Annotated in this window: 16 protein-coding genes; 15 read left to right on the plus strand and 1 reads right to left on the minus strand. The window is 68.7% G+C overall.

The window, feature by feature from the left end:
• Nucleotides 1-420 precede the first annotated feature (420 nt).
• The 9 genes from ACFWUR_RS02175 to smc all read left to right on the plus strand — a co-directional run bounded on the left by ACFWUR_RS02175 (nt 421) and on the right by smc (nt 11,476).
• Nucleotides 421-2,931 carry an ATP-binding protein gene (locus ACFWUR_RS02175; protein ID WP_378900479.1) on the plus strand — a complete coding sequence of 837 codons (2,511 nt, stop codon included), beginning with the start codon at nt 421-423 and terminating at the stop codon, nt 2,929-2,931.
• A gap of 119 nt (nt 2,932-3,050) precedes the next feature.
• Nucleotides 3,051-3,770 carry a response regulator gene (locus tag ACFWUR_RS02180; protein ID WP_378900481.1) on the plus strand — a complete coding sequence of 240 codons (720 nt, stop codon included), beginning with the start codon at nt 3,051-3,053 and terminating at the stop codon, nt 3,768-3,770.
• Nucleotides 3,771-3,860: 90 nt separating this feature from the next.
• The gene (locus ACFWUR_RS02185; protein WP_378900483.1) at nt 3,861-4,304 is read left to right on the plus strand and encodes an OsmC family protein; all 444 of its coding nucleotides are present in this window, start codon (nt 3,861-3,863) and stop codon (nt 4,302-4,304) included.
• A complete protein-coding gene (locus ACFWUR_RS02190; protein ID WP_378900486.1) occupies nt 4,301-4,636 on the plus strand; it encodes an acylphosphatase in 336 nt (111 codons plus the stop codon). Before ACFWUR_RS02185 ends, ACFWUR_RS02190 begins: the two co-directional genes overlap by 4 nt.
• 274 nt (nt 4,637-4,910) lie before the next feature.
• A complete protein-coding gene (locus tag ACFWUR_RS02195) occupies nt 4,911-5,450 on the plus strand; it encodes a hypothetical protein (RefSeq protein WP_378900489.1) in 540 nt (179 codons plus the stop codon).
• The gene (locus tag ACFWUR_RS02200; RefSeq protein WP_378900492.1) at nt 5,451-6,614 is read left to right on the plus strand and encodes a glutathionylspermidine synthase family protein; all 1,164 of its coding nucleotides are present in this window, start codon (nt 5,451-5,453) and stop codon (nt 6,612-6,614) included.
• A gap of 35 nt (nt 6,615-6,649) precedes the next feature.
• Nucleotides 6,650-7,105, plus strand: coding sequence for a DUF350 domain-containing protein (locus tag ACFWUR_RS02205; protein ID WP_378900495.1), 456 nt, complete (start codon nt 6,650-6,652; stop codon nt 7,103-7,105).
• An 87-nt stretch (nt 7,106-7,192) separates the two neighbouring features.
• Nucleotides 7,193-7,678 carry a DUF1707 domain-containing protein gene (locus tag ACFWUR_RS02210; protein ID WP_378900498.1) on the plus strand — a complete coding sequence of 162 codons (486 nt, stop codon included), beginning with the start codon at nt 7,193-7,195 and terminating at the stop codon, nt 7,676-7,678.
• 177 nt (nt 7,679-7,855) lie between these two features.
• Nucleotides 7,856-11,476, plus strand: coding sequence for a chromosome segregation protein SMC (smc, locus tag ACFWUR_RS02215; RefSeq protein WP_378900500.1), 3,621 nt, complete (start codon nt 7,856-7,858; stop codon nt 11,474-11,476).
• A gap of 365 nt (nt 11,477-11,841) precedes the next feature.
• On the opposite strand, the gene ACFWUR_RS02220 is transcribed toward smc, so the two are convergent.
• A complete protein-coding gene (locus ACFWUR_RS02220) occupies nt 11,842-12,231 on the minus strand; it encodes a DUF2237 family protein (protein WP_019048221.1) in 390 nt (129 codons plus the stop codon).
• A 154-nt stretch (nt 12,232-12,385) separates the two neighbouring features.
• Between ACFWUR_RS02220 and ftsY the strand changes: the two genes are divergently transcribed.
• The 6 genes from ftsY (at nt 12,386) to ffh (ending at nt 20,587) form a co-directional block, all read left to right on the plus strand.
• A complete protein-coding gene (gene ftsY, locus ACFWUR_RS02225) occupies nt 12,386-13,942 on the plus strand; it encodes a signal recognition particle-docking protein FtsY (protein WP_378900505.1) in 1,557 nt (518 codons plus the stop codon).
• A 362-nt stretch (nt 13,943-14,304) separates the two neighbouring features.
• Nucleotides 14,305-15,621, plus strand: a complete 1,317-nt coding sequence (locus tag ACFWUR_RS02230) for an ammonium transporter (RefSeq protein WP_378900572.1) — start codon at nt 14,305-14,307, stop codon at nt 15,619-15,621.
• A 5-nt stretch (nt 15,622-15,626) separates the two neighbouring features.
• Nucleotides 15,627-15,965: a P-II family nitrogen regulator gene (locus ACFWUR_RS02235; protein ID WP_110036141.1), complete on the plus strand. Its 339-nt coding sequence runs from the start codon at nt 15,627-15,629 to the stop codon at nt 15,963-15,965.
• Nucleotides 15,966-16,052: 87 nt separating this feature from the next.
• Complete coding sequence (locus ACFWUR_RS02240; protein WP_378900508.1) at nt 16,053-18,494, plus strand: [protein-PII] uridylyltransferase; 2,442 nt, start codon at nt 16,053-16,055, stop codon at nt 18,492-18,494.
• Between the two features lie 132 nt (nt 18,495-18,626).
• A complete protein-coding gene (locus ACFWUR_RS02245; RefSeq protein WP_378900511.1) occupies nt 18,627-18,941 on the plus strand; it encodes a hypothetical protein in 315 nt (104 codons plus the stop codon).
• 80 nt (nt 18,942-19,021) lie between these two features.
• A complete protein-coding gene (gene ffh / locus ACFWUR_RS02250) occupies nt 19,022-20,587 on the plus strand; it encodes a signal recognition particle protein (protein WP_378900514.1) in 1,566 nt (521 codons plus the stop codon).
• Nucleotides 20,588-20,670 lie beyond the last annotated feature (83 nt).

Below are 20,670 nucleotides of genomic sequence, written 5' to 3' on the forward strand. Positions count from 1 at the left end.
CGCTCCGAGGTGAAGCGCCGAGGTGAGTGAAACGCCGATTTCGGGCTCGGCGCGGTTTCCTTACGACTCCTTAGCACCCGACGGCGCCGCCTTTGCGGAATGTTGACGCGCGAGGGGCGTGCGGATGCCGTCAAAGCGGGGCCGATAGCCGTCAACACTCCGTAAAGATCGAGATCAGGTGAATTCCGGCGCGGTACACAGTGGTGTACCGGCAGGCGAAGGGCGCTGTCGGACCCAGTTCGCGGAAAGTGAGATCGCGGTGTCTGTTGTGACCCTTGCGGTGATCGGAGGTTTCGTCGGATCGCTGCTGTTGATCCGGGTGCTCGGTCGGTTGAACAGCACACACGCACCGATGGTGAGCGTCGGTGTGTTGCCGGTGCGCCCGCCAGTTCCTGCGCGTCGGCACGCGATGATGGACCGGTGAAACGCGGACAACTGCGCATCTACCTCGGTGCGGCGCCGGGCGTGGGCAAGACCTACGCCATGCTCGGCGAAGCGCATCGGCGGTCCGAACGCGGCCGTGATGTGGTCGCGGCCGTCGTGGAGACGCACGGGCGCAAGAAGACCGCCGAACTCCTGGACGGCATCGAGCGCATTCCGCCCAAGACGGTTTCCTATCGAGGGACCGAGCTGCCCGAACTCGATGTCGATGCGGTGCTCACGCGCAAGCCCGCGGTGGTGCTGGTCGACGAACTGGCGCATACAAACGCACCGGGCAGCGTGCACGAGAAGCGCTGGCAGGACGTGGAGCAACTCCTGGCCGCGGGTATCGACGTGATCTCCACGGTGAACGTGCAGCACCTCGAGAGCCTCAACGATGTGGTCGCCCAGATCACCGGTATCGAGCAGCGCGAGACCGTGCCCGACGCGGTGGTGCGCGGCGCCGATCAGGTGGAACTGGTCGACCTGACACCGGAAGCATTGCGGCGCAGGCTTTCCCACGGCAACGTCTACGCCGCCGACAAGGTCGATGCGGCGCTGCGCAACTACTTCCGGCCCGGCAATCTCACCGCGCTGCGCGAGCTCGCGCTGCTGTGGCTGGCCGACCAGGTCGACGCGGCGCTGGCTCGGTACCGGGCCGACCACAAGATCACCGAGCTGTGGGAGGCGCGCGAACGTGTCGTCGTCGCGGTCACCGGTGGTCCCGAGTCGGAGACAGTGGTGCGCCGGGCCGGGCGGATCGCGTCCAAGTCCAGTGCGGATCTGGTCGTGTTGCACGTGGTGCGCGGCGACGGGCTGGTCGGGGTATCGACCGAGCGGATGACCAGGCTGCGCGATCTCGCCGCCGGTCTCGGCGCCTCGCTGCACACCGTGACCGGTGCCGACGTGCCGTCCGCGCTGCTCGATTTCGCGCGCGAGGTCAACGCCACCCAATTGGTGCTCGGCACCTCGCGACGCTCGCGCTGGGCGCGGATGTTCGACGAGGGCATCGGCTCCACCGTGGTGCAGCGCTCGGGCAAGATCGATGTGCACATGGTGACCCACGAGCACGCCAATCACGGGGTGCGCAAGCATTGGCTGCGGCCGCGGCGCCCGGTCAGCGCGTGGCCGGCGGCCGTGGTCGTGCCGGTGCTGGTGAGCCTGACCTGCGGGGTGTTTCTCGACGGTCGGCTCCAGCTCGGCGGGCTGAGCGCGATGTTCTTCGTGGGTGTCGTCGCGGTGGCGCTGTTCGGTGGTGTGCTGCCCGCTGTCGCCTCGGCGCTGCTGTCGGGACTGCTGTTGAACTGGTTCTTCACCTCACCGCGCTACAGCTTCACCATCGCCGAGCCGGACAACTTCGTCACCGTGGTCGTGCTGCTCATCGTCGCGGTGGCCGTGGCGGCGCTGGTGGATGTCGCGGCGAAGCGAACACTGCAGGCGCGCAAGGCATCCAGGGAGGCCGAGCTGCTGACGATGTTCGCCGGATCCGTGCTGCACGGCGCCGACCTGCCCCACCTGCTCGAGCAGGTCCGCGAAACCTACGGCCAGCGCGCGGCGAGCCTGCGGTGTGGCGATCAGCTCGTCGCCACGGTCGGTCCGCAGCCACCGACACGACCCGCCGACGCCGCGACCGTCATCGAAGCGGGTGACGGGCAGAGCTGTCTGCTGCTGGCCGGGGCGCCGATCGACGCCGCCGACCGGCCGGTGCTCAACGCGGTCGCCAACCAGGCGGTGGGGCTGGTGCGCCAAGCCGGGTTGGCCGAGGAAGCCGGTGCGGCGGCGGGACTGCTCGAAGCCGACCGGCTGCGCCGTGCGTTGCTGTCGGCGGTCAGCCACGATCTGCGCACCCCGCTGGCCGGTGCGAAAGCGGCCGTGTCGAGCCTGCGCAGCGACGACATCGAGTTCTCGGCGCAGGACACCGGCGAGTTGCTGGAGGCGATCGAGGAGTCGGTCGACCAGCTGACCGCCCTGGTCGGCAATCTGCTCGATTCCTCGCGACTGGCCGTCGGGGTCGTCACGCCGCAGTTGCGGCAGGTGTACATGGACGAGGCGGTGCATCGCGCGCTGGTGAGTGTCGGCATGGGCACCCGTGGACTACGCCGGGCGGCGATGGACCGGGTGCGGGTCGAGGTCGGTGAAATGTCCGTGCTCGCCGACAGCGGACTGCTCGAACGCGTGCTCGCCAACCTGATCGACAACGCCCTACGGCATTCCGGCCGCGAGTCGCCCGTGCGGGTGACCGCCGAACCCGACGGTGACCGGGTGTCGATCGCGGTCGTCGACATCGGCCCCGGCGTCCCGTCGGGTACCGAGGAACAACTGTTCGAACCTTTCCAGCGCCTCGGCGACCGCGACAACACCACCGGCGTCGGCCTCGGCCTGTCGGTGGTACGCGGCTTCGTCGAAGCGATGGGCGGCACCGTCCGAGCAGATCCCACCCCCGGCGGCGGGCTGACGATGCTTGTCGACCTACCGTCGGGGACAACGCCAGTCGACCCGCGAGGAAAGTGAGCACATGGGTATCTCATCGAGGACGGGCGCACCTGCCGTCGCGCTCGACCGGCGGCCGCCGACGTCGCGCGACGACACGTCCGAATCCGGCCCGAAGGTGCGGGGAGGCGGGTGGGCGCATGGGTGACTCATCGGGCGGGGTGGAGTCGGCGCATCCGCCCGTCAAGGTGCTGGTGGTCGACGACGAGCCACAGATCGTGCGGGCGTTGCGAATCAATCTGTCCGTGCGCGGGTATGAGGTGATCACCGCGGGCAGTGGGGCGGCCGCTCTGCGCGCGGCCGCCGAGAAGCACCCCGACGTTGTCGTTCTCGACCTGGGCTTGCCCGATCTGGACGGTATCGAGGTGCTCGCCGGACTGCGGGGGTGGAGCTCGGCGCCGGTGATCGTGCTGTCCGCGCGTACCGATTCGGCGGACAAGGTCGAGGCGCTCGACGCGGGTGCCGACGACTATGTCACCAAGCCGTTCGGGATGGACGAGCTGCTGGCCCGGTTGCGCGCGGCGGTTCGGCGTGGCGCTCGAGCGAGCGAGGACGCCGACCCGGTGGTGGTCACCGACTCGTTCACCGTCGACCTCGTCGCCAAGAAGGTCACCAAGAAGGGTGTGCCTGTGCATCTGACGCCCACCGAATGGGGGATGCTCGAGATGCTGGTGCGTCATCGCGGAAAACTGGTGGGGCGCAAGGAGTTACTGCGGGAGGTATGGGGCCCGTCCTATGCCACCGAGACGCATTACCTGCGCGTGTACCTCGCGCAGTTGCGGCGCAAACTCGAAGACGATCCGGCCGACCCGCGCCACCTGCTCACCGAGGCGGGAATGGGTTATCGCTTCCAGGAGTGAGCGTGTGCCAGATCACGTGACCGGAATGGCGGGGATGGTGTGGGCGTTGCCCGGCGTGGATCGTCGTCGAGCGAATGGCAGGATCAGGGCATGGCTGAGCAGACCGCACCCGTGAACAACGCCCCCACCGAACTGTGGGTCGAGCGCACCGGAACCCGCGCCTACACCGGGCGTAGTTCGCGCGGCGCGGAGGTTTTGATCGCCTCCCAGGGTGTGCCCGGCGCCTTCACCCCCGGTGAGCTGCTGAAGATCGCGCTCGCCGCCTGCACCGGGCTCAGCTCCGATCTGCCGCTGTCGCGTCGACTCGGCGACGAGTTCGACGCCACCATCCGCGTCTCCGGCGACGCCGACCGCGAGAACGAGCTCTACCCGCAGCTCGACGAGGTCCTCGAACTCGACCTGTCCGAGCTCGACGAGGCCGCCCGCGAACGACTACTGGTCACCGTGCAGCGCGCCGTCGACAAGGTGTGCACGGTGGGTCGCACGCTCAAAGCGGGCACCAAGGTGACGTTGACTTTCGACATCGACGCATGAGCGAGCAGCCGGTTCGGCTGAGCGCGTGGGTGCACGGCTATGTACAGGGCGTGGGTTTCCGGTGGTGGACGCGGTCGCGCGCACTGGAACTCGGGCTGGTCGGCTACGCGCGCAACCATCGCGACGGACGCGTCCACGTCGTCGCCGAAGGGCCGCGATCGGCGGGCGAGAAATTGCTGGAACTGCTACGGTCCGGCGATGTGCCCGAGAGTTCGCAAGTCGTCGGGCACGCGAGACATGGTCTGTCCGGGCGTGCTCCCGGGCGGGTAGACCTGGTTGTGGAAAGCTGGGAGCCCGCGCGGGGCGACATGACGGGATTCGAGGAGCGCTAGTGGTGACTTCGGGGGCTAGGGGGCGGCAGCGGTGAGCACACAGAACCCTGGACCGCCCGATCGACCGGACCAGCCCTCGAACGGCGAGCCCGAGAGATCGCCGTGGACAGCGCCCGATCCTGGCGCGGGCTGGAACCCGTCGGATCCGAACCCCGGTGCGACACCGTCGGAGCCGGGGCCCGGCGCGATACCGTCGGCCCCCGGCTCTGGCGCGACGCCCCCCGAGCCTGGTGCGAGCGGTTCGCGCCCCGGTGACCAGGCACGTCCGGGTCGGATGGCCAGGCAGGAACCCGGCCGCACCCAACCGCGTCCGCCCACCGTCGGCGAGGCGCGCGCCAGGGACAAGGCCCGCAAGCAAGCCGCCGAGGCCGAGCGCGCGGCAGCCGCGGCGGCGGAGGAGAAGCGGCGCAACCGCAAACGCGTGATGATCGGTGGTGTCGCCATCGTCGGCGTCGCCGCGCTCGTCGGCGGTGGCTACCTCGCCTACCGGGCGATCACCGCACCCGACCAGGTGACGGCCTCGTGCGTGCAGATCGACGAGAACGGGCAGGAAATCGTTGTCCCCGACGACAAATGCGGCGAGGGTCAGGCCAATTTCCGCAGTGACAGCTCCAGCGGCGGCCACGGCGGCGGACTGCTGATCCTCGGCTGGCCGCAGTACCGCTACCACTACGGCGGCACCCCGACGATCGGCAAGCCGCCCTCGGGCGGCACCTCCGTGAAACCGCGCAACGCCCAGATCAAGACCAAGAGCGGCACCACGGTGCAGCGCGGCGGGCTCGGTAGCAAGTCGACCGGCGGGAGCGGATCGTAGATGCGGCGTAACCAGAGCACGCCACGCCCGGGCTGGCAGCAGATCATCGAGAAGCAGGGCCTGGTCTACGGCGCACCGGGGCGCGATGCCAGCGGTCAGCCCCGGCCGTACTGGGACGAGTCGGTGCACTACGAGTTCTCGATGGACGAGATCCTCGCGCTAGAAGCCGACGTGGAACTGCTGCAGTCGATGTGTCTGCACGCGGCCGAACATGTCGTACTCACCGAACGTTTCGCCGATTTCGGCCTGCCGGAATGGACATGGGCCCCGATCGCCGAATCGTGGCGTCGCAGCGACCCTTACGTGTACGGCCGCTTCGATCTGCGCTACGACGCGCGCCGCCCGGCCAAGCTGCTGGAATACAACGCCGACACCCCCACCTCGCTGCTCGAGGCCGCGATCGTCCAGTGGCACTGGCTGCAGCAGGTGTATCCCGATGGCGACCAGTGGAATTCGCTGCACGAGAAACTGGTGGAGCGCTGGACCGAACTGCGCGGTGTGCTGCCCGGCACCGAGCTGCACTTCACCTGGTCGGGCGCCGACGCGACCGGTGAGGACAACGTCACCACCGCCTACATGCAGGAGACGGCGGCCGAAGCCGGTTTCGACACGGTCGCCCTGCCGATCGAGGAAGTCGGTTTCGACACCGAGCTGAACCGGTTCGTCGACCTGGCCGAGGCGCCGATCGAGGCGATCTTCAAGCTGTATCCGTGGGAGTGGATCCTCGACGACGACTTCGGTCAGCGCGTCGTCGGCAGTCTGCCCGCGACCGCGTGGATCGAACCGCTGTGGACCACGCTGCTGAGCAACAAGGCGATCCTGGCGATCCTGTGGGAGATGTATCCCGGCCACCCGAACCTGTTGCCCGCCTACCTCGACAATCCGCACGAGCTCACCGAATACATTCGCAAACCCAAGCTCGGCCGCGAGGGCGCGAACATGACCATCGTCGGCCCCGGCATGGAGACCGCGACCGGCGGCGTCTACGGCGCCGAAGGTTTCGTCTACCAAATGCTCGACCCGCTACCGGAATTCGACGGAATGCGCCCGGTACTGGGCGCCTGGGTCGTCGGAGACACCGCGGCGGGACTCGGCATTCGGGAGACCGCCGGACTGATCACCGATGACGGCGCCGCGTTCGTGCCGCACCGCATCGTCGACTGACAACTGACCTCACAACATTGTTCGAAAGGACCACGATGACCGTCCTCGCCCTGGAATCGGGTTATTGGAATGCGCTCGGTGAAGGCGTCGGCGCCATCATCCTGTACTGCCTGATCGGTCTCGCGCTGATGCTGATCGGCTTTTTCGCCATCGACCTGACCACGCCCGGCAAGCTGCGCGACCTGGTGGTGGCGGGCAAGCCGAACGCGCTCGTCGTCTCGGCGGCCGGAATGATCAGCATGGCGTTCATCGTCGTGTTCGCGGTGCTGGCCACCGGCGGCAGCGGCAAACTGTCCGAAGGGCTGATCGCGGCGATCGTGTACGGCCTGGTCGGCATCATCGCGCAGGTGATCTCGGTGCGGGTGATCGAAAAGGTCACCGGGATCGATATCGGTCGCACGTTGCACGCCGAGACCTACACCCCCGAGGTTCTCGTCGTCGCCGCCGCGCACTTCGCGCTGGGTCTGGTCGTGGCGTTCGCCATTCTCTGAGCGAGCACGGGCGGTTGACATCGCACTGTGGAGGGTGGACGCTGGAAAGCAGCACTCCATCGTGGATGTGACCGAGAGGACGTCGGCATGGATATCACCCCGGGTACGCGTGCGTCCGATGCCGAACGCAACGCGATCGTCGCCCAGCTGGGCACCCATCTGGCTGACGGCAGGCTCGACTTGGGCGAATACGACCTGCGCGTGGCCGAGGTCTACGCGACCACCACGCGTGACGAACTCGCCGTCGTCCTGTCCGATCTGCCGCCGCTGACAAAACAGCAGCAGGCCGCGGCGCCTGCCGAACGCAAGCCCGGCACCCGCTTCCCGATCTGGCAGCGCATCGAGGCGGGTAGCTGGCTCGGGGTCAGCGTGATCGTGCTGGTCATCTGGGGGCTGATCTCGCTGACCGCGGGCGAGCTCACCTACTTCTGGCCGATGTGGGTGATCGGCCCGTGGGGCGCGGTCCTGATCTTTCGCGTGATCACCGGCTGGGAAGCGACCCCGGGCAGCGAGACCCACTTGCGCCAACTGCAGAAGCAGGCCAGGCACATGAACCCACACAGCCCGCACTGACCGCGACCGCACCCGCGGTACGCTCCCGGCCCGCTGTCGGTGCGCACCCGCGGGTGACGAGGGTGTGAGCTCGGCCCGCCCCCGGTGAGTTACCGATGTGCTCGCTTGTTGCTGCCGCGCGTTCCGATACGCTGGCCCACGTCGAGGCTTGGCCCGATTTCGGAAAGGCGGCAAAGCTTGCATTTGAAGAGCTTGACGTTGAAGGGCTTCAAGTCCTTCGCGTCCGCGACCACTTTGCGCTTCGAACCGGGCATTACCTGCGTCGTCGGGCCCAACGGGTCCGGCAAGTCCAATGTCGTCGACGCGCTCAGCTGGGTGATGGGCGAGCAGGGTGCCAAAGCGTTGCGGGGCGGGAAGATGCAGGACGTCATCTTCGCCGGAACCGTCGGGCGGGCACCGCTCGGGCGCGCCGAGGTGACATTGACCATCGACAACTCCGACGGTGCGTTGCCCATCGACTACGCCGAGGTGTCGATCACCCGGCGCATGTTCCGCGACGGCGCGGGCGAGTACGAGATCAACGGCAGCACGTGCCGACTGATGGATGTGCAGGAACTGCTGTCCGACAGCGGTATCGGGCGCGAGATGCACGTCATCGTGGGGCAGGGCAGGCTCTCGGCGATTTTGGAATCGCGGCCAGAGGATCGGCGCGCGTTCGTCGAAGAGGCCGCGGGTGTGCTCAAGCACCGCAGGCGCAAGGAGAAGGCGGTCCGCAAGCTCGACGCGATGCAGGCCAACCTCGCCCGGCTCACCGATCTCACCACCGAACTGCGGCGCCAGCTCAAGCCGCTCAGCCGCCAGGCCGAAGTCGCCCGTCGCGCGCAGACCGTGCAGGCCGACCTGCGCGACGCCCGGCTGCGCCTGGCCGCCGACGACCTGGTCACCCGACGCGGCGAGCTGCAATCCCAGCTCAGCAAAGAGGCCTACGCCCGCGAGCGGCAGATCAACGTGCAGTCCGAACTGGATGCCGCCAACGCCGCGCTCGCGCAGCAGGAGTTCCAGCTCTCGCGGCTGAGCCCCAGCGCCGAGGCCGCCGCGCAGACCTGGTTCCAGCTCTCGGCGCTGGCCGAACGGGTGAACGCCACCATCCGCATCGCCGGCGACCGGGCCAGGCACCTGCACACCGAAGCGCCGGTCGGCACCGGTCGCGACCCGGAACAGCTCGAGGCCGAGGCCGACCGGATCGAGGCCGAAGAGGCCGAACTGCGCTACGCGGTCGAGATGGCCACCGAAACCCTCGAAGCCGCGCGCGAAGCCCTCGCCGAGCGCGAACATGCCGCCAAAGCAGCCGAACAGGCGCACTTGGCGGCCGTGCGCGCGATCGCCGACCGACGCGAAGGGCTGGCCCGGCTGTCGGGTCAGGTCGACACATTGCGCACCCGCGCCCAGTCGGTGGACGCCGAGATCGCGCGCCTGTCGGTGGCCATCGCCGACGCCCGCCACCGTGGCGAGGCCGCGCAGGTCGAATACGACGCGGTGCAGGACGAGCTCGGTGAACTCGACGCGGGCGAGAAGGGCCTGGACGCCCAGTACGAGCACGCCGTCGCCGCGCAGGGACTGGCCGACGAGCGGGTGCGCGAACTTCGCGAACTCGACCGGGAGGCCAGCAAACTGGTTGCCCGGCTCGGTGCCCGAATCGAAGCGCTCGGGATGAACCTGGCGCGCAAGGACGGGGCGGCCTGGCTGCTCGAGCACGGGGTGGGCGGACTCGGTGAACGGCTGTCCGGCCTGCTGCGCGTGCAGTCGGGATTCGAAGCCGCGGTGGCCGCACTGCTCGGCCCGCTCGCCGACGCGATCACGGCGGACGCCGCGACCACCGCCGACGCCGCGGTGCGGGAATTGCGCACCGGTGACGGTGGTCGGGTGGCCTTCGTCTTCGCTACCGAGGCGCCGACCCCGCCGATGCGCGGTGATCTGCCCGCCGGAGCGCGGTGGCTCGCCGATGTGCTCGACGGAGACGAGCAGGTGCGACCCGCCCTGGCCGCGCTCACCGCGGGCGTCGTGGTCGTCGATGATCTGGCGACCGCCACCGACCTGGTCTCGCTGCGCCCGGATCTGCGGGTGGTCACCCGTGAGGGCGATCTGGCCGGTGCAGGCTGGGTCGTCGGTGGTGCGGAGCGGATGCCGAGTCAGCTCGAGGTCCAGGCCGATATCGATACCGCCACAGCGGAGTTGGCGGCCGCGCAACGCCACGCCGAGGAGCTGGAGGCGGCGCTGGCGGGTGCGCTGGCCGAGCAGACCGACCGGAAGGACGCCGCCGACCACGCGCTGATGGCGCTGCACGAATCCGATCAGGCGCTGCTGGCGATCTACGACCGGCTCGCGCGGGTCGGGCAGAACGCACGCGCGGCGCAGACCGAGGGGGAGCGGCTGGCCACCCAGCGTGCCGAAGCCGAAGCGGCACGGGAGAAGTCGCTCGCCTCGCTCGCCGAACTCGAGGATCGCCTGCGCCATGCCGAGATCGAACACGACGGCAGCGACGACAGTCTCGGTGCCGCGAGCACCGAGACCGCGGGCTACGCACGAGAGGAAGCCGCCGCCGCCCTCGCCGAGGCTCGAACCATGGAGGTCGAAGCCCGGTTGTCGGTGCGCACCTCGGAGGAACGCGCGGAATCGGTCCGGGGCAAAGCGGATTCGCTGCGCCGCGCGGCCCGCGGGGAGCGCGAGGCCAGGGCCCGCGCCGAACGCGCGCAGGCCGCCCGGCGGCAGGCCGCCGCCGTGGCCGCGGCGGTCGCCGAGTCGGGGGCCGAGATCAAGCACGAGCTCGAACAGGTCGTCGCCACCGCCGCGGCGCGGCGCGACGAACTGGTCCGTCGCCGTGGGGAATGCGCGGCCGCGCTGGAACAGGTGAAGGAACGCGCGCGGGCGCTGAACACCCAGCTGGCCCAGCTCACCGACGCCGTCCACCGCGACGAGGTGGCCAAAGCCCAAGCGGCACTGCGCATCGAACAGCTGGAGACCACGATCTCCGAACAGTTCGGCATCGCACTCGCCGACCTCGTCGCCGAATACGGGCCCGACGTGCCGTTGCCGCCCTCGGCGCTGGAGATGCACGAGTACGAGGAAGCCAAGGAGCGTGGCGAGCAGGTCAGCGCGCCGCAGCCGATGCCCTACGACCGGCCCACCCAGGAGCGCCGGGCCAAACGCGCCGAGAAGGACCTCACCACCCTCGGCAAGGTGAATCCCCTTGCGCTGGAGGAATTCGCGGCCCTGGAAGAGCGCTACACCTTCCTCGCTACCCAGCTCGAGGACGTCAAGAACGCGCGCAAGGACCTGCTCGACGTGGTCGCCGAGGTCGACGCCCGCATCCTGCAGGTGTTCACCGAGGCCTACTCCGACGTGGAACGCGAATTCGTCGGTGTCTTCGGGAAACTGTTCCCCGGTGGGGAGGGCAGGTTGGTGCTCACCGACCCGTCGGACATGCTCACCACCGGCATCGAGGTCGAGGCCCGCCCGCCCGGTAAGAAGGTCAAACGGCTCTCGCTGCTCTCCGGTGGCGAGAAGTCGCTCACCGCGGTGGCTTTGCTGGTCGCCATCTTCCGGGCCCGGCCCTCCCCGTTCTATGTGATGGACGAGGTCGAGGCGGCGCTCGACGACACCAATCTGCGCCGGCTCATCGGCCTGTTCGAGCAGTTGCGCGAGAAGAGCCAGCTGATCGTCATCACCCACCAGAAGCCCACCATGGAGATCGCCGACGCTCTCTACGGCGTGAGCATGCGCGGTGACGGCATCACCCAGGTCATCTCCCAGCGCTTGAACCGAGCCGAGGTCACCGACCCGGTGTCGGCCACGGTCTGAGGCCGGGACAGCCACGCGCCCTGCGCCGCGGCGCGGGCGATCGGTTCCGTCGTGCACTGGGCGGGCTGCTCGCCTCGGCTCAACGGCAGGGCGCGGTTTGCTCCGATGTCCTCGTCACCGACGTGGCGGACCGCTTCACCGGATATGTTGCGATCCAACGACATCGATGGGGTCGATGATCCTCTCGCCCCGGCCGTCGTCCTCATCCTCGCGGCCTGCGAAGCCACCCCTCGCCCGTAACGGAACCGGCGAAAGTCGGCCATAGCGAAACAGGGGAAGTAACGAAACCCCGGCGTGTCGCCAGAAAACCCACCGCCGACGCAACTCTTCCGCCCCTCGGCCCCCCACGTGATCAGGGGCTGCTCCTACAAGAGGTCGCTGACGTCGTCGGGCACGTCCACCGCGTATTTGCGGAGGATGTCCATCGAGATGACCTCCAGTGCGTTCTCGTGGGTGGCGGCCAGCACCACGGGGGCGGCCACGCCGTCCTCGTGGGCATGCAACCAGCGGACCGCCACCACGCACCAGCGGTCGCCCGGTTGCAGGCCGGGGAAATTGTTCTCAGGGCGAGGGGTGCTGAGGTCGTTGCCGATGGAGGCCTGATGCTCCAGGAATTCCGCCGTCACGACGGTGCACACGGTGTGGCTGCCGAGATCCTCCGGACCGGTGCTGCAGCAGCCGTCCCGGTAGAAGCCCGTGAGAGGATCGGTGCCGCACTCTTCCAGCGGCCCCCCAAGCACGTTTCGATCGGTCACTCCGCCGATCCTATGGGGCAAGCGCCAGAAGTTCCGCAGGACAACGAATCTGTAGCATTTCCGCCACGCCGCGACGCGCCCGGCCACGCCTCCCCGACCTGCCGCGTAGACGCCGCCGACGTGCGGCAACTGCCCGCCCGAATAGACTCGCCGGGTGAGTTCGCAAGCGTGGATCCTGATCGCCGCGATCGCCGCCGTCCTGTTGGTGGCGCTCGTCGCGGGTTTCGTCCTGTACAAGCGACGCCAGATTTCGCTGGCCCCGCCCGAGCCGGACAAGGAGTTGACGGACCGCTCCGGTGGTTACACGGCCTCCGGTGGGTTCAGCTTCAGCCAGGGCGGCTCGACGGCGACCGTGCCCAAGCCCGAGCCCGTCGGAGAACGCACCGACACCGACGGCCAACCGCACATCGGCGACGACGCCGCGATCCCGCGTGACGCCCCGCGCCGCGGCATCACCGACGTGCCACTGCCCGACGGTGATGTGGCCGTCGACGAGGCCGTGGTGGTTCCCGACGACGCCTCCACCCTCGACATCGTCGCCCCCGCCGAGCCCGCTGACGCGCCGCCCGCCGACACTGCCACAGCGCCCACCGAGACCGCGCCCGCCGACGACGCCTCCACGAAGGCCGCGCCCGCGGGCACGGCTGGCGCCGAGGCGGCCGACACCGCGCCACCGAAGACCACCCCGACCGAGGCCGCGCCCAGCGCACCGCTGACCGAGGCTCCCGTCGACACCGCCCCGGCCGAGGGCGACGCGGTCGCCACCGCGATCGAGGAGATCGACCCCACCACCGGCCGTCTGGTCCGCCTGCGGGGGCGCCTTGCCCGCTCCCAGAACGCCGTGGGCAAGAGCCTGCTCGGCCTGCTCGGTGGCGGCGATCTCGACGAGGATTCGTGGGAGGAGATCGAGGACACCCTGGTGCTGGCCGATATCGGCACCGCGAGCACCGCGAAGATCGTCGAACGGCTGCGCGAGGAGATGGCCTCGCGCAGCGTGCGCACTCCCGAACAGGCCCGTGGCGCCCTGCGGGACGTGCTCATCGAGGCGCTGCGCCCCGATCTCGACCGTTCCATCCATGCCCTCCCGCACGGCGACAAACCCGCGATCCTGCTCGTCGTCGGTGTCAACGGCACCGGCAAGACGACCACCACCGGCAAACTGGCCCGCGTGCTCGTCGCCGACGGCCGCCGGGTGCTGCTCGGTGCCGCCGACACCTTCCGCGCCGCCGCCGCCGATCAGCTGCAGACCTGGGGCGAGCGGGTGGGCGCCGAGACCGTGCGCGGTAAAGAGGCCGCCGACCCCGCCGCTGTCGCCTTCGACGCGGTCACCGCGGGCATCGACCGCGGTGTCGACGCGGTGCTCGTCGACACCGCGGGTCGCCTGCACACCAAGACCGGCCTGATGGACGAGCTGGGCAAGGTCAAGCGGGTTGTGGAGAAGAAGGGCGAGGTCGACGAGGTGCTGCTGGTCCTCGACGCCACCGTCGGCCAGAACGGCCTGATGCAGGCGCGGGTGTTCGCCGACGTCGTCGACATCACCGGCGTGGTGCTCACCAAGCTCGACGGCACCGCCAAGGGCGGCATCGTGTTCCAGGTGCAGCACGAACTCGGTGTGCCGGTGAAACTCGTCGGTCTCGGCGAGGGCGCCGACGATCTGGCGCCCTTCGAGCCCGGCGCGTTCGTCGACGCGCTGCTCGGGGGAACCTCGTAGCTGTTTCGTCGTTGCCCGCCCGATCCAGCGATCGGGCGGGCATCGTCGTTTCTCGGGTCTGACATCACTGTTCGCGCGCACCGGCACCGTGGCGAATCGCCGCGCGAACTCGTGGCGAACCGCACATCCGTACCGACCTCACCGTGAGCTGACAAGCTGGTGCCAACCACGCGAAACGTGGATGCAACACAACACCGCTATCCGTTCACTCAGGCGAAACACCACAGCTCAACGGACGAAACACCGAGTGGCGACCCTCTGTACAGGTCCTTTTTGCCGTCATCGGCGAGGCCCGAGATGAGGAGGAAGACAAGGTGGCATTTCCACTGATCGGTACACCGGATACCGGTGATACCGCTTGGATGCTGGCGTCGGCAGCGCTCGTGCTGTTGATGACGCCGGGTTTGGCGTTCTTCTACGGCGGCATGGTCCGTGGCAAGAACGTGCTGAACATGATCATGATGAGCGTCTCCGCGATGGGCCTGGTCACCATTCTGTGGTGTCTATACGGCTTCTCGATGACGTTCGGCGAGGACAAGAGCAACCTGATCGGTGATCCTCTCCAGTACTTCGGCCTGAAGAGCATCTTCGGCGGTACCGGCGCGGATTCGGCGGGCATTCCGCTGTTCACGGCGACCCCGGAAGACCCGACGGCCCCGATCACCTCGGGCATCCCGCTCACGGTCTTCGTCGCCTTCCAGCTCATGTTCGCGATCATCACGGTCGCTCTCATCTCGGGCGCGGTCGCCGACCGCCTGAAGTTCGGCTCGTGGCTCGTATTTGCCGGAATCTGGGCCACCGTCGTCTACTTCCCCGTCGCGCACTGGGTCTTCGCCTTCGACGGTTACACCGCTGAGGCGGGCGGCTGGATCGCCAACAACCTCAAGGCGATCGACTTCGCCGGTGGTACCGCGGTCCACATCAACGCCGGCGCCGCCGGTCTGGTGCTGTGCCTCATCCTCGGCAAGCGCAAGGGCTGGCCGAAGACGCCGTTCCGTCCGCACAACCTGCCGTTCGTGATGCTCGGCGCCGGTCTGCTGTGGTTCGGCTGGTACGGCTTCAACGCCGGTTCGGCGCTCGGTGCCAACGGCATCGCCGGTGCCACCTTCCTCACCACCACGATCGCCACCGCCGCCGCGATGATGGCCTGGCTGCTCGTGGAGAAGATCCGTGACGGTCACCCGACCTCGCTCGGCGCCGCCTCGGGCATCGTCGCCGGTCTTGTCGCGATCACCCCGGCTTGTTCCTCGGTGAACGTGGTCGGCGCCCTGGCCATCGGTGTGGTCTCCGGTGCGCTGTGCGCCCTGGCCGTCGGCCTGAAGTTCCGCTTCGGCTTCGACGATTCGCTCGACGTGGTCGGCGTTCACCTGGTCGGTGGCCTGGTCGGCACCCTGATGGTCGGTCTGGTCGCTACGAGCGAAGCTCCGGCGGGCGTCACCGGCTTGTTCTACGGTGGTGGGGTCGAGCAGTTGAAGCTGCAGGCTGTCGGTGCTTTCGTCGTCTTGGCCTACTCGCTGGTCGCCACGGCCGTCATCGCGTACGCGATCAAGTTCACGATCGGCCTGCGCGCCAGTGAAGAGTCCGAGGCCGCAGGCCTGGACGAGGCCGAGCACGCGGAAACCGCATACGATTTCGCTGCTGTGGGTGGCACGGCACGCTCACTCGTCAAGGAGGCATGACGAACATGAAACTGGTTACGGCAATCGTCAAACCGTTCACGCTCGAAGATGTGAAAACCGGGCTGGAACAGGCAGGCGTGCTCGGCATGACCGTCAGCGAAGTCCAGGGATACGGCCGGCAGAAGGGCCACACCGAGGTCTACCGCGGTGCCGAGTACTCGGTGGATTTCGTGCCCAAGGTCCGGGTCGAGGTCGTCGTCGACGATGCGTCGGTGGAGAAGGTCGTCGAGGTGATCGTCGAGGCCTCGCGCACCGGCAAGATCGGTGACGGCAAGGTGTGGGTGACCCCGGTGGACACCATCATCCGCGTCCGTACCGGCGAACGCGGAAGCGACGCCCTGTAATTCGGTAGGCACGCACGAGGAAACGATCGAGCGGCGGCCCCGCTCCCACCGGCGAGAATCCGGTCGGGGCGGGGCCGCCCGCATGAAATGGTGGTGTGGGCTGTGGCACGGAACGGCGGTATGCAGAACAACGGAGCGGCGGATCTGGTCAAGGCCAGGGCGCAACTGCTCGACGGCGCGGGCACCCGCAATCCGCGGCTCGATCCGGAATCGCTGCGCGAAGCCCTGGTCGACCTGTTCGAACTGTGGCTCACCAGCAAGGGCAACGAACTCGGCATCACCGCCGACAGCGGCCTGTCGGTCGTGGCGGTGGGCGGACTCGGACGGCGCGAGATGCTGCCCTACTCCGATCTCGACCTCGTCCTGCTCCACGACGACGTCGACCCCAAGGTGGTCTCGGAGGTCGCCGATCAACTCTGGTACCCCCTGTGGGACGCCCACATCAAGCTCGACCACAGCGTGCGCACCGTCCCGCAGGCGCTGCGGGTGGCCGCCGACGACATGATCGCCGGGCTCGGCCTGCTGGAAGCCCGCCACATCGTCGGCGACCAGGACCTCAGCAATCTGCTCATCGGCGGCGTGCGCAGGGAGTGGCGCACCGGGATCCGGTCCCGATTCGACGCCCTCATCGCCCAGACCACCACACGGTGGCAGCGCAGCGGCGAGATCGCCCACCGCGCCGAACCCGATCTCAAGAACGGGCGCGGCGGCCTGCGCGATATCCAACTGCTCGACGCCCTCTCGATCGCCCAGCTGACCGACGCCATGCCGGGGTTGGGCCCCGAGGTCCCGGGTGGCGGCCTGAAGCAGGCCCACCGCAGACTCCTCGACGTGCGCACCGAACTGCACCGGGTCGCGGGCCGGGCCCGCGATCAGCTGCGTGCCCAGGACGCCGACGAGATCGGCGCCGCGTTGCGTATCGGCGACCGCTTCGATCTCGCCCGGACACTGACCGATTCGGCGCGTACGGTGAGCTATTCGTGCGACGTGGGCCTGCGCACGGCCGCCAACGCGCTCCCGCGGCGCGGCCTGGCCCGGTTGCGTCGGATGCCGGTGCGCCGACCACTCGATGAGGGGGTGGTCGAGCACTCCGGTGAGGTCGTACTGGCCAGAGACGCCCGTCCGCAACGCGATCCCGGGCTGATCCTGCGGGTGGCGGCGGCGTCGGCGCAGACCGGGCTGCCGATGTCGGCGACCACGCTCAACCGCCTGTCCGAGGACGCGCCCGAACTGCGCGAACCGTGGCCCAAGGACGCGCTCAACGATCTGCTCGTGCTGCTGGGCGCGGGCCGCGGCAGCATCGACGCGGTGGAAGCACTCGACCGAACGGGCCTGTGGGGCAGGCTCTTTCCCGAATGGGGCGCGGTGCGTGATCTCCCGCCGCGCGACGCGCTGCACACCTGGACCGTCGATCGGCACCTGATGGAGACGGTCGCCTACGCCAGCGGCCTGAGCACCAGGGTCGCCCGGCCCGACCTGCTCGCCCTCGGCGCGCTGCTGCACGACATCGGCAAGGGCCGAACGGGCGACCACAGCATCGTCGGCGCCGAACTGGCCACCCACATCGGTCGCAGGCTCGGCCTGTGGCCCTCGGATGTGCGCACCCTCAGCGCGATCGTGCGGCACCACCTGCTGCTGCCCGACACCGCGACTCGCCGCGACCTGGGCGACCCGGCGGTCGTACAGCACGTCGCCGACGCGCTCGGCGGAGACGTGGGGCTGCTCGAACTGCTGCACGCCCTGGCCGAAGCCGACTCGATGGCCACCGGCCCCGGCGTGTGGGGCGACTGGAAGGCTTCGCTGATCGGTGATCTGGTGCGCCGTTGCCGACTCGTCATGGCGGGGGAGGTACTGCCGCGACCCGAACCGATCGCCCCCGAGCTCTTGGACAGGGCACGAGCGGGCGGCGTGCACGTCACCCTCGCGCCCGGCGACGGCAAGCACACCTTCGTGGTGACGGTGATCGCCCCCGACGAGCCCGGCCTGCTCTCCGACGCTGCCGGTGTGCTGGCGCTGCACGCGCTGCGTGTGCTCTCGGCGTCACTGGGCAGTGCCGGGGATTCGGCGATCAACACCTTCGTGGTGATGCCGAAATTCGGTGACCCGCCGGACGCGGGCCTGCTGCGGCAGGAACTCATCCGCGCCACCAACGGCGCACTCGACCTGCCCGCGGCGCTGGCCAAACGCGAAGCCGAAGCAGTCGGGGCCGGGCCGGGTCGGTACGCGCGTGCCGCACCGCGCCTGATCTGGTCACCTTCCAGCACACCGGGCCAGGCGATTCTCGAGCTGCGCGCCGATGATCGCCTCGGTTTGCTGAGCCGACTCGCCGGAGCCTTCGCCGCGACGGGCGCGAATGTCCGGTGGGCCAAGGTGGTCACGATGGGCTCGGCCGTGGTCGACGCCTTCTGCCTCGATCTGGGCGATGCCGACAGCCCTGCCCTGCGCCACCGTATCGAGAAGGCCGTCCTCGACGTGGTTCCACGGCCTGCTCCCGCCCCACCCCCGACCGAAACCGCCGACGTCGACTGATACCGCAAGGACACGATTTACTCACCGATTGCTATCAGGTTGCTACACAGCGTTCTCACGGTCCGATAAGTCGAGATGAGACCTATAGCATTTCCCAGGTCTGGCTGTCACTCGTACGAGGGGAGCTGATCCGTGGCTATCGAAGTCGTTTCCGCATCGATGATGACCAGCGACGCGACCGCGCACATCGCGCGCTGCGTCGGTGGTGACCTGTGGGTGGTTTCGTGGTTGCCGGGTCGCACCCTCAGTGGTGCGCAGGCGTTGGCCGCGATGACCATCGCCTCGACCGCTGCCCATCACGCCGACAGCGCCGATTCCGAATGGCTTCGGATCGAGGCGCTCTCGCGCGAACTCGGCCTCACCGGCAGAGAAGCGGTGTATCTGGTGAACATCGAATCCCACGAGTTGCGCCGCACGGCGCCACCGCACGTGCGGCACACCGAATAACCTCCATTACCCTGGGAGGGCAAGAGACGTCCGACTTCGGTCAGACGACCTGAGACCCTTTCAGATCAGGAGCGCGATCGGTGTTCGAATCCCTGTCCGACCGGCTTACCGGTGCACTGCAGGATCTGCGCGGTAAGGGGCGTCTGTCACCGGCCGACATCGACGCCACCGCGCGTGAGATCCGCCTCGCACTCCTCGAGGCCGACGTCGCGCTGCCCGTGGTGCGCGGCTTCATCGCCAACGTCAAAGAACGCGCCAAGGGCGCGGAGGTCTCCGGCGCGCTCAATCCCGCGCAGCAGGTCGTCAAGATCGTCAACGAGGAACTCGTGGCGATCCTCGGTGGCGAGACCCGCCGACTGAACCTCGCCAAGAACCCGCCGACGGTCATCATGCTGGCCGGTCTGCAGGGTGCGGGTAAGACCACCCTCGCGGGCAAGCTGGCCAAATGGCTCAAGGGTCAGGGGCATCAGCCGTTGCTGGTGGCCTGTGACCTCCAGCGTCCCGGCGCGGTCACCCAGCTGCAGGTCGTCGGTGAGCGCGCGGGCGTACCCGTGTTCGCCCCGCACGGCGGCACCTCCATCGGTGGCGGCGACAACCCGCTCGGGATCACCGCGGCCGACCCCGTCGCGGTGGCCGCAGGCGGTATCGAAGAGGCCAAGGCCAAGCAGTACGACGTGGTCATCGTCGATACCGCCGGTCGCCTCGGTATCGACGCCGAGCTGATGCGCCAGGCCGCGGGCATCCGCGATGCCGTGCAGCCCGACGAGACACTGTTCGTGCTCGACGCGATGATCGGTCAGGACGCGGTCAGCACCGCCGAAGCCTTCCGCGACGGTGTCGGGTTCACCGGTGTCGTGCTCACCAAGCTCGACGGTGACGCCCGCGGTGGCGCTGCGCTGTCGGTGCGCAACGTCACCGGCGCGCCGATCATGTTCGCCTCCACCGGTGAGAAGCTCGAGGACTTCGACGTCTTCCATCCCGACCGGATGGCCTCGCGCATCCTCGGCATGGGCGATGTGCTCACGCTCATCGAGCAGGCCGAACAGGTCTACGACGCCCAGCAGGCCGAGGAGACCGCGCGCAAGATCGGCAGCGGCGAACTCACCCTCGAGGACTTCCTCGACCAGATGCTGGCCATCCGCAAGATGGGTCCGATCGGCAACCTGCTCGGGATGCTGCCCGGCGCGGGCCAGATGAAGGACGCGCTGGCCGCGGTCGACGACAAGCAGCTCGACCGGGTGCAGGCGATCATCCGGGGCATGACACGCGCCGAGCGCGACAATCCGAAGATCATCAACGCCTCGCGGCGCCTGCGCATCGCCAACGGCTCCGGGGTGCAGGTTTCCGAGGTCAACCAGCTCGTCGACCGGTTCTTCGAAGCCAAGAAGATGATGGCGATGATGGGTCGGCAGATGGGCATGCCGGGCGCTCGCCGCGGCAACAACAAAAAGGGCGGTAAGAAGGGCAAGAAGGGTGGGCGTGGGCCCACACCGCCGAAGGTGCGCGGTGGATTCCCCGGGATGCCCGCCGGAATGCCGGGGCTGCCGCCGGGCATGGACCTGTCGAACATGCCGCCCGGGTTGGATCAGTTGCCGCCAGGGCTCGAGGGGATCGACATGTCGCAGTTCAAGTTCCCCAAGAACTGAATTGTCGGCGCGCTGGCGCGCGCGTGTCCGCGGCCCCGAGGGGCCGCCGGTCAGCCACCGTTGCTTGCTCCTTCGTCGCCCTG

This window comes from Nocardia sp. NPDC058633 (genome assembly GCF_042717045.1).
GTDB lineage: Bacteria > Actinomycetota > Actinomycetes > Mycobacteriales > Mycobacteriaceae > Nocardia.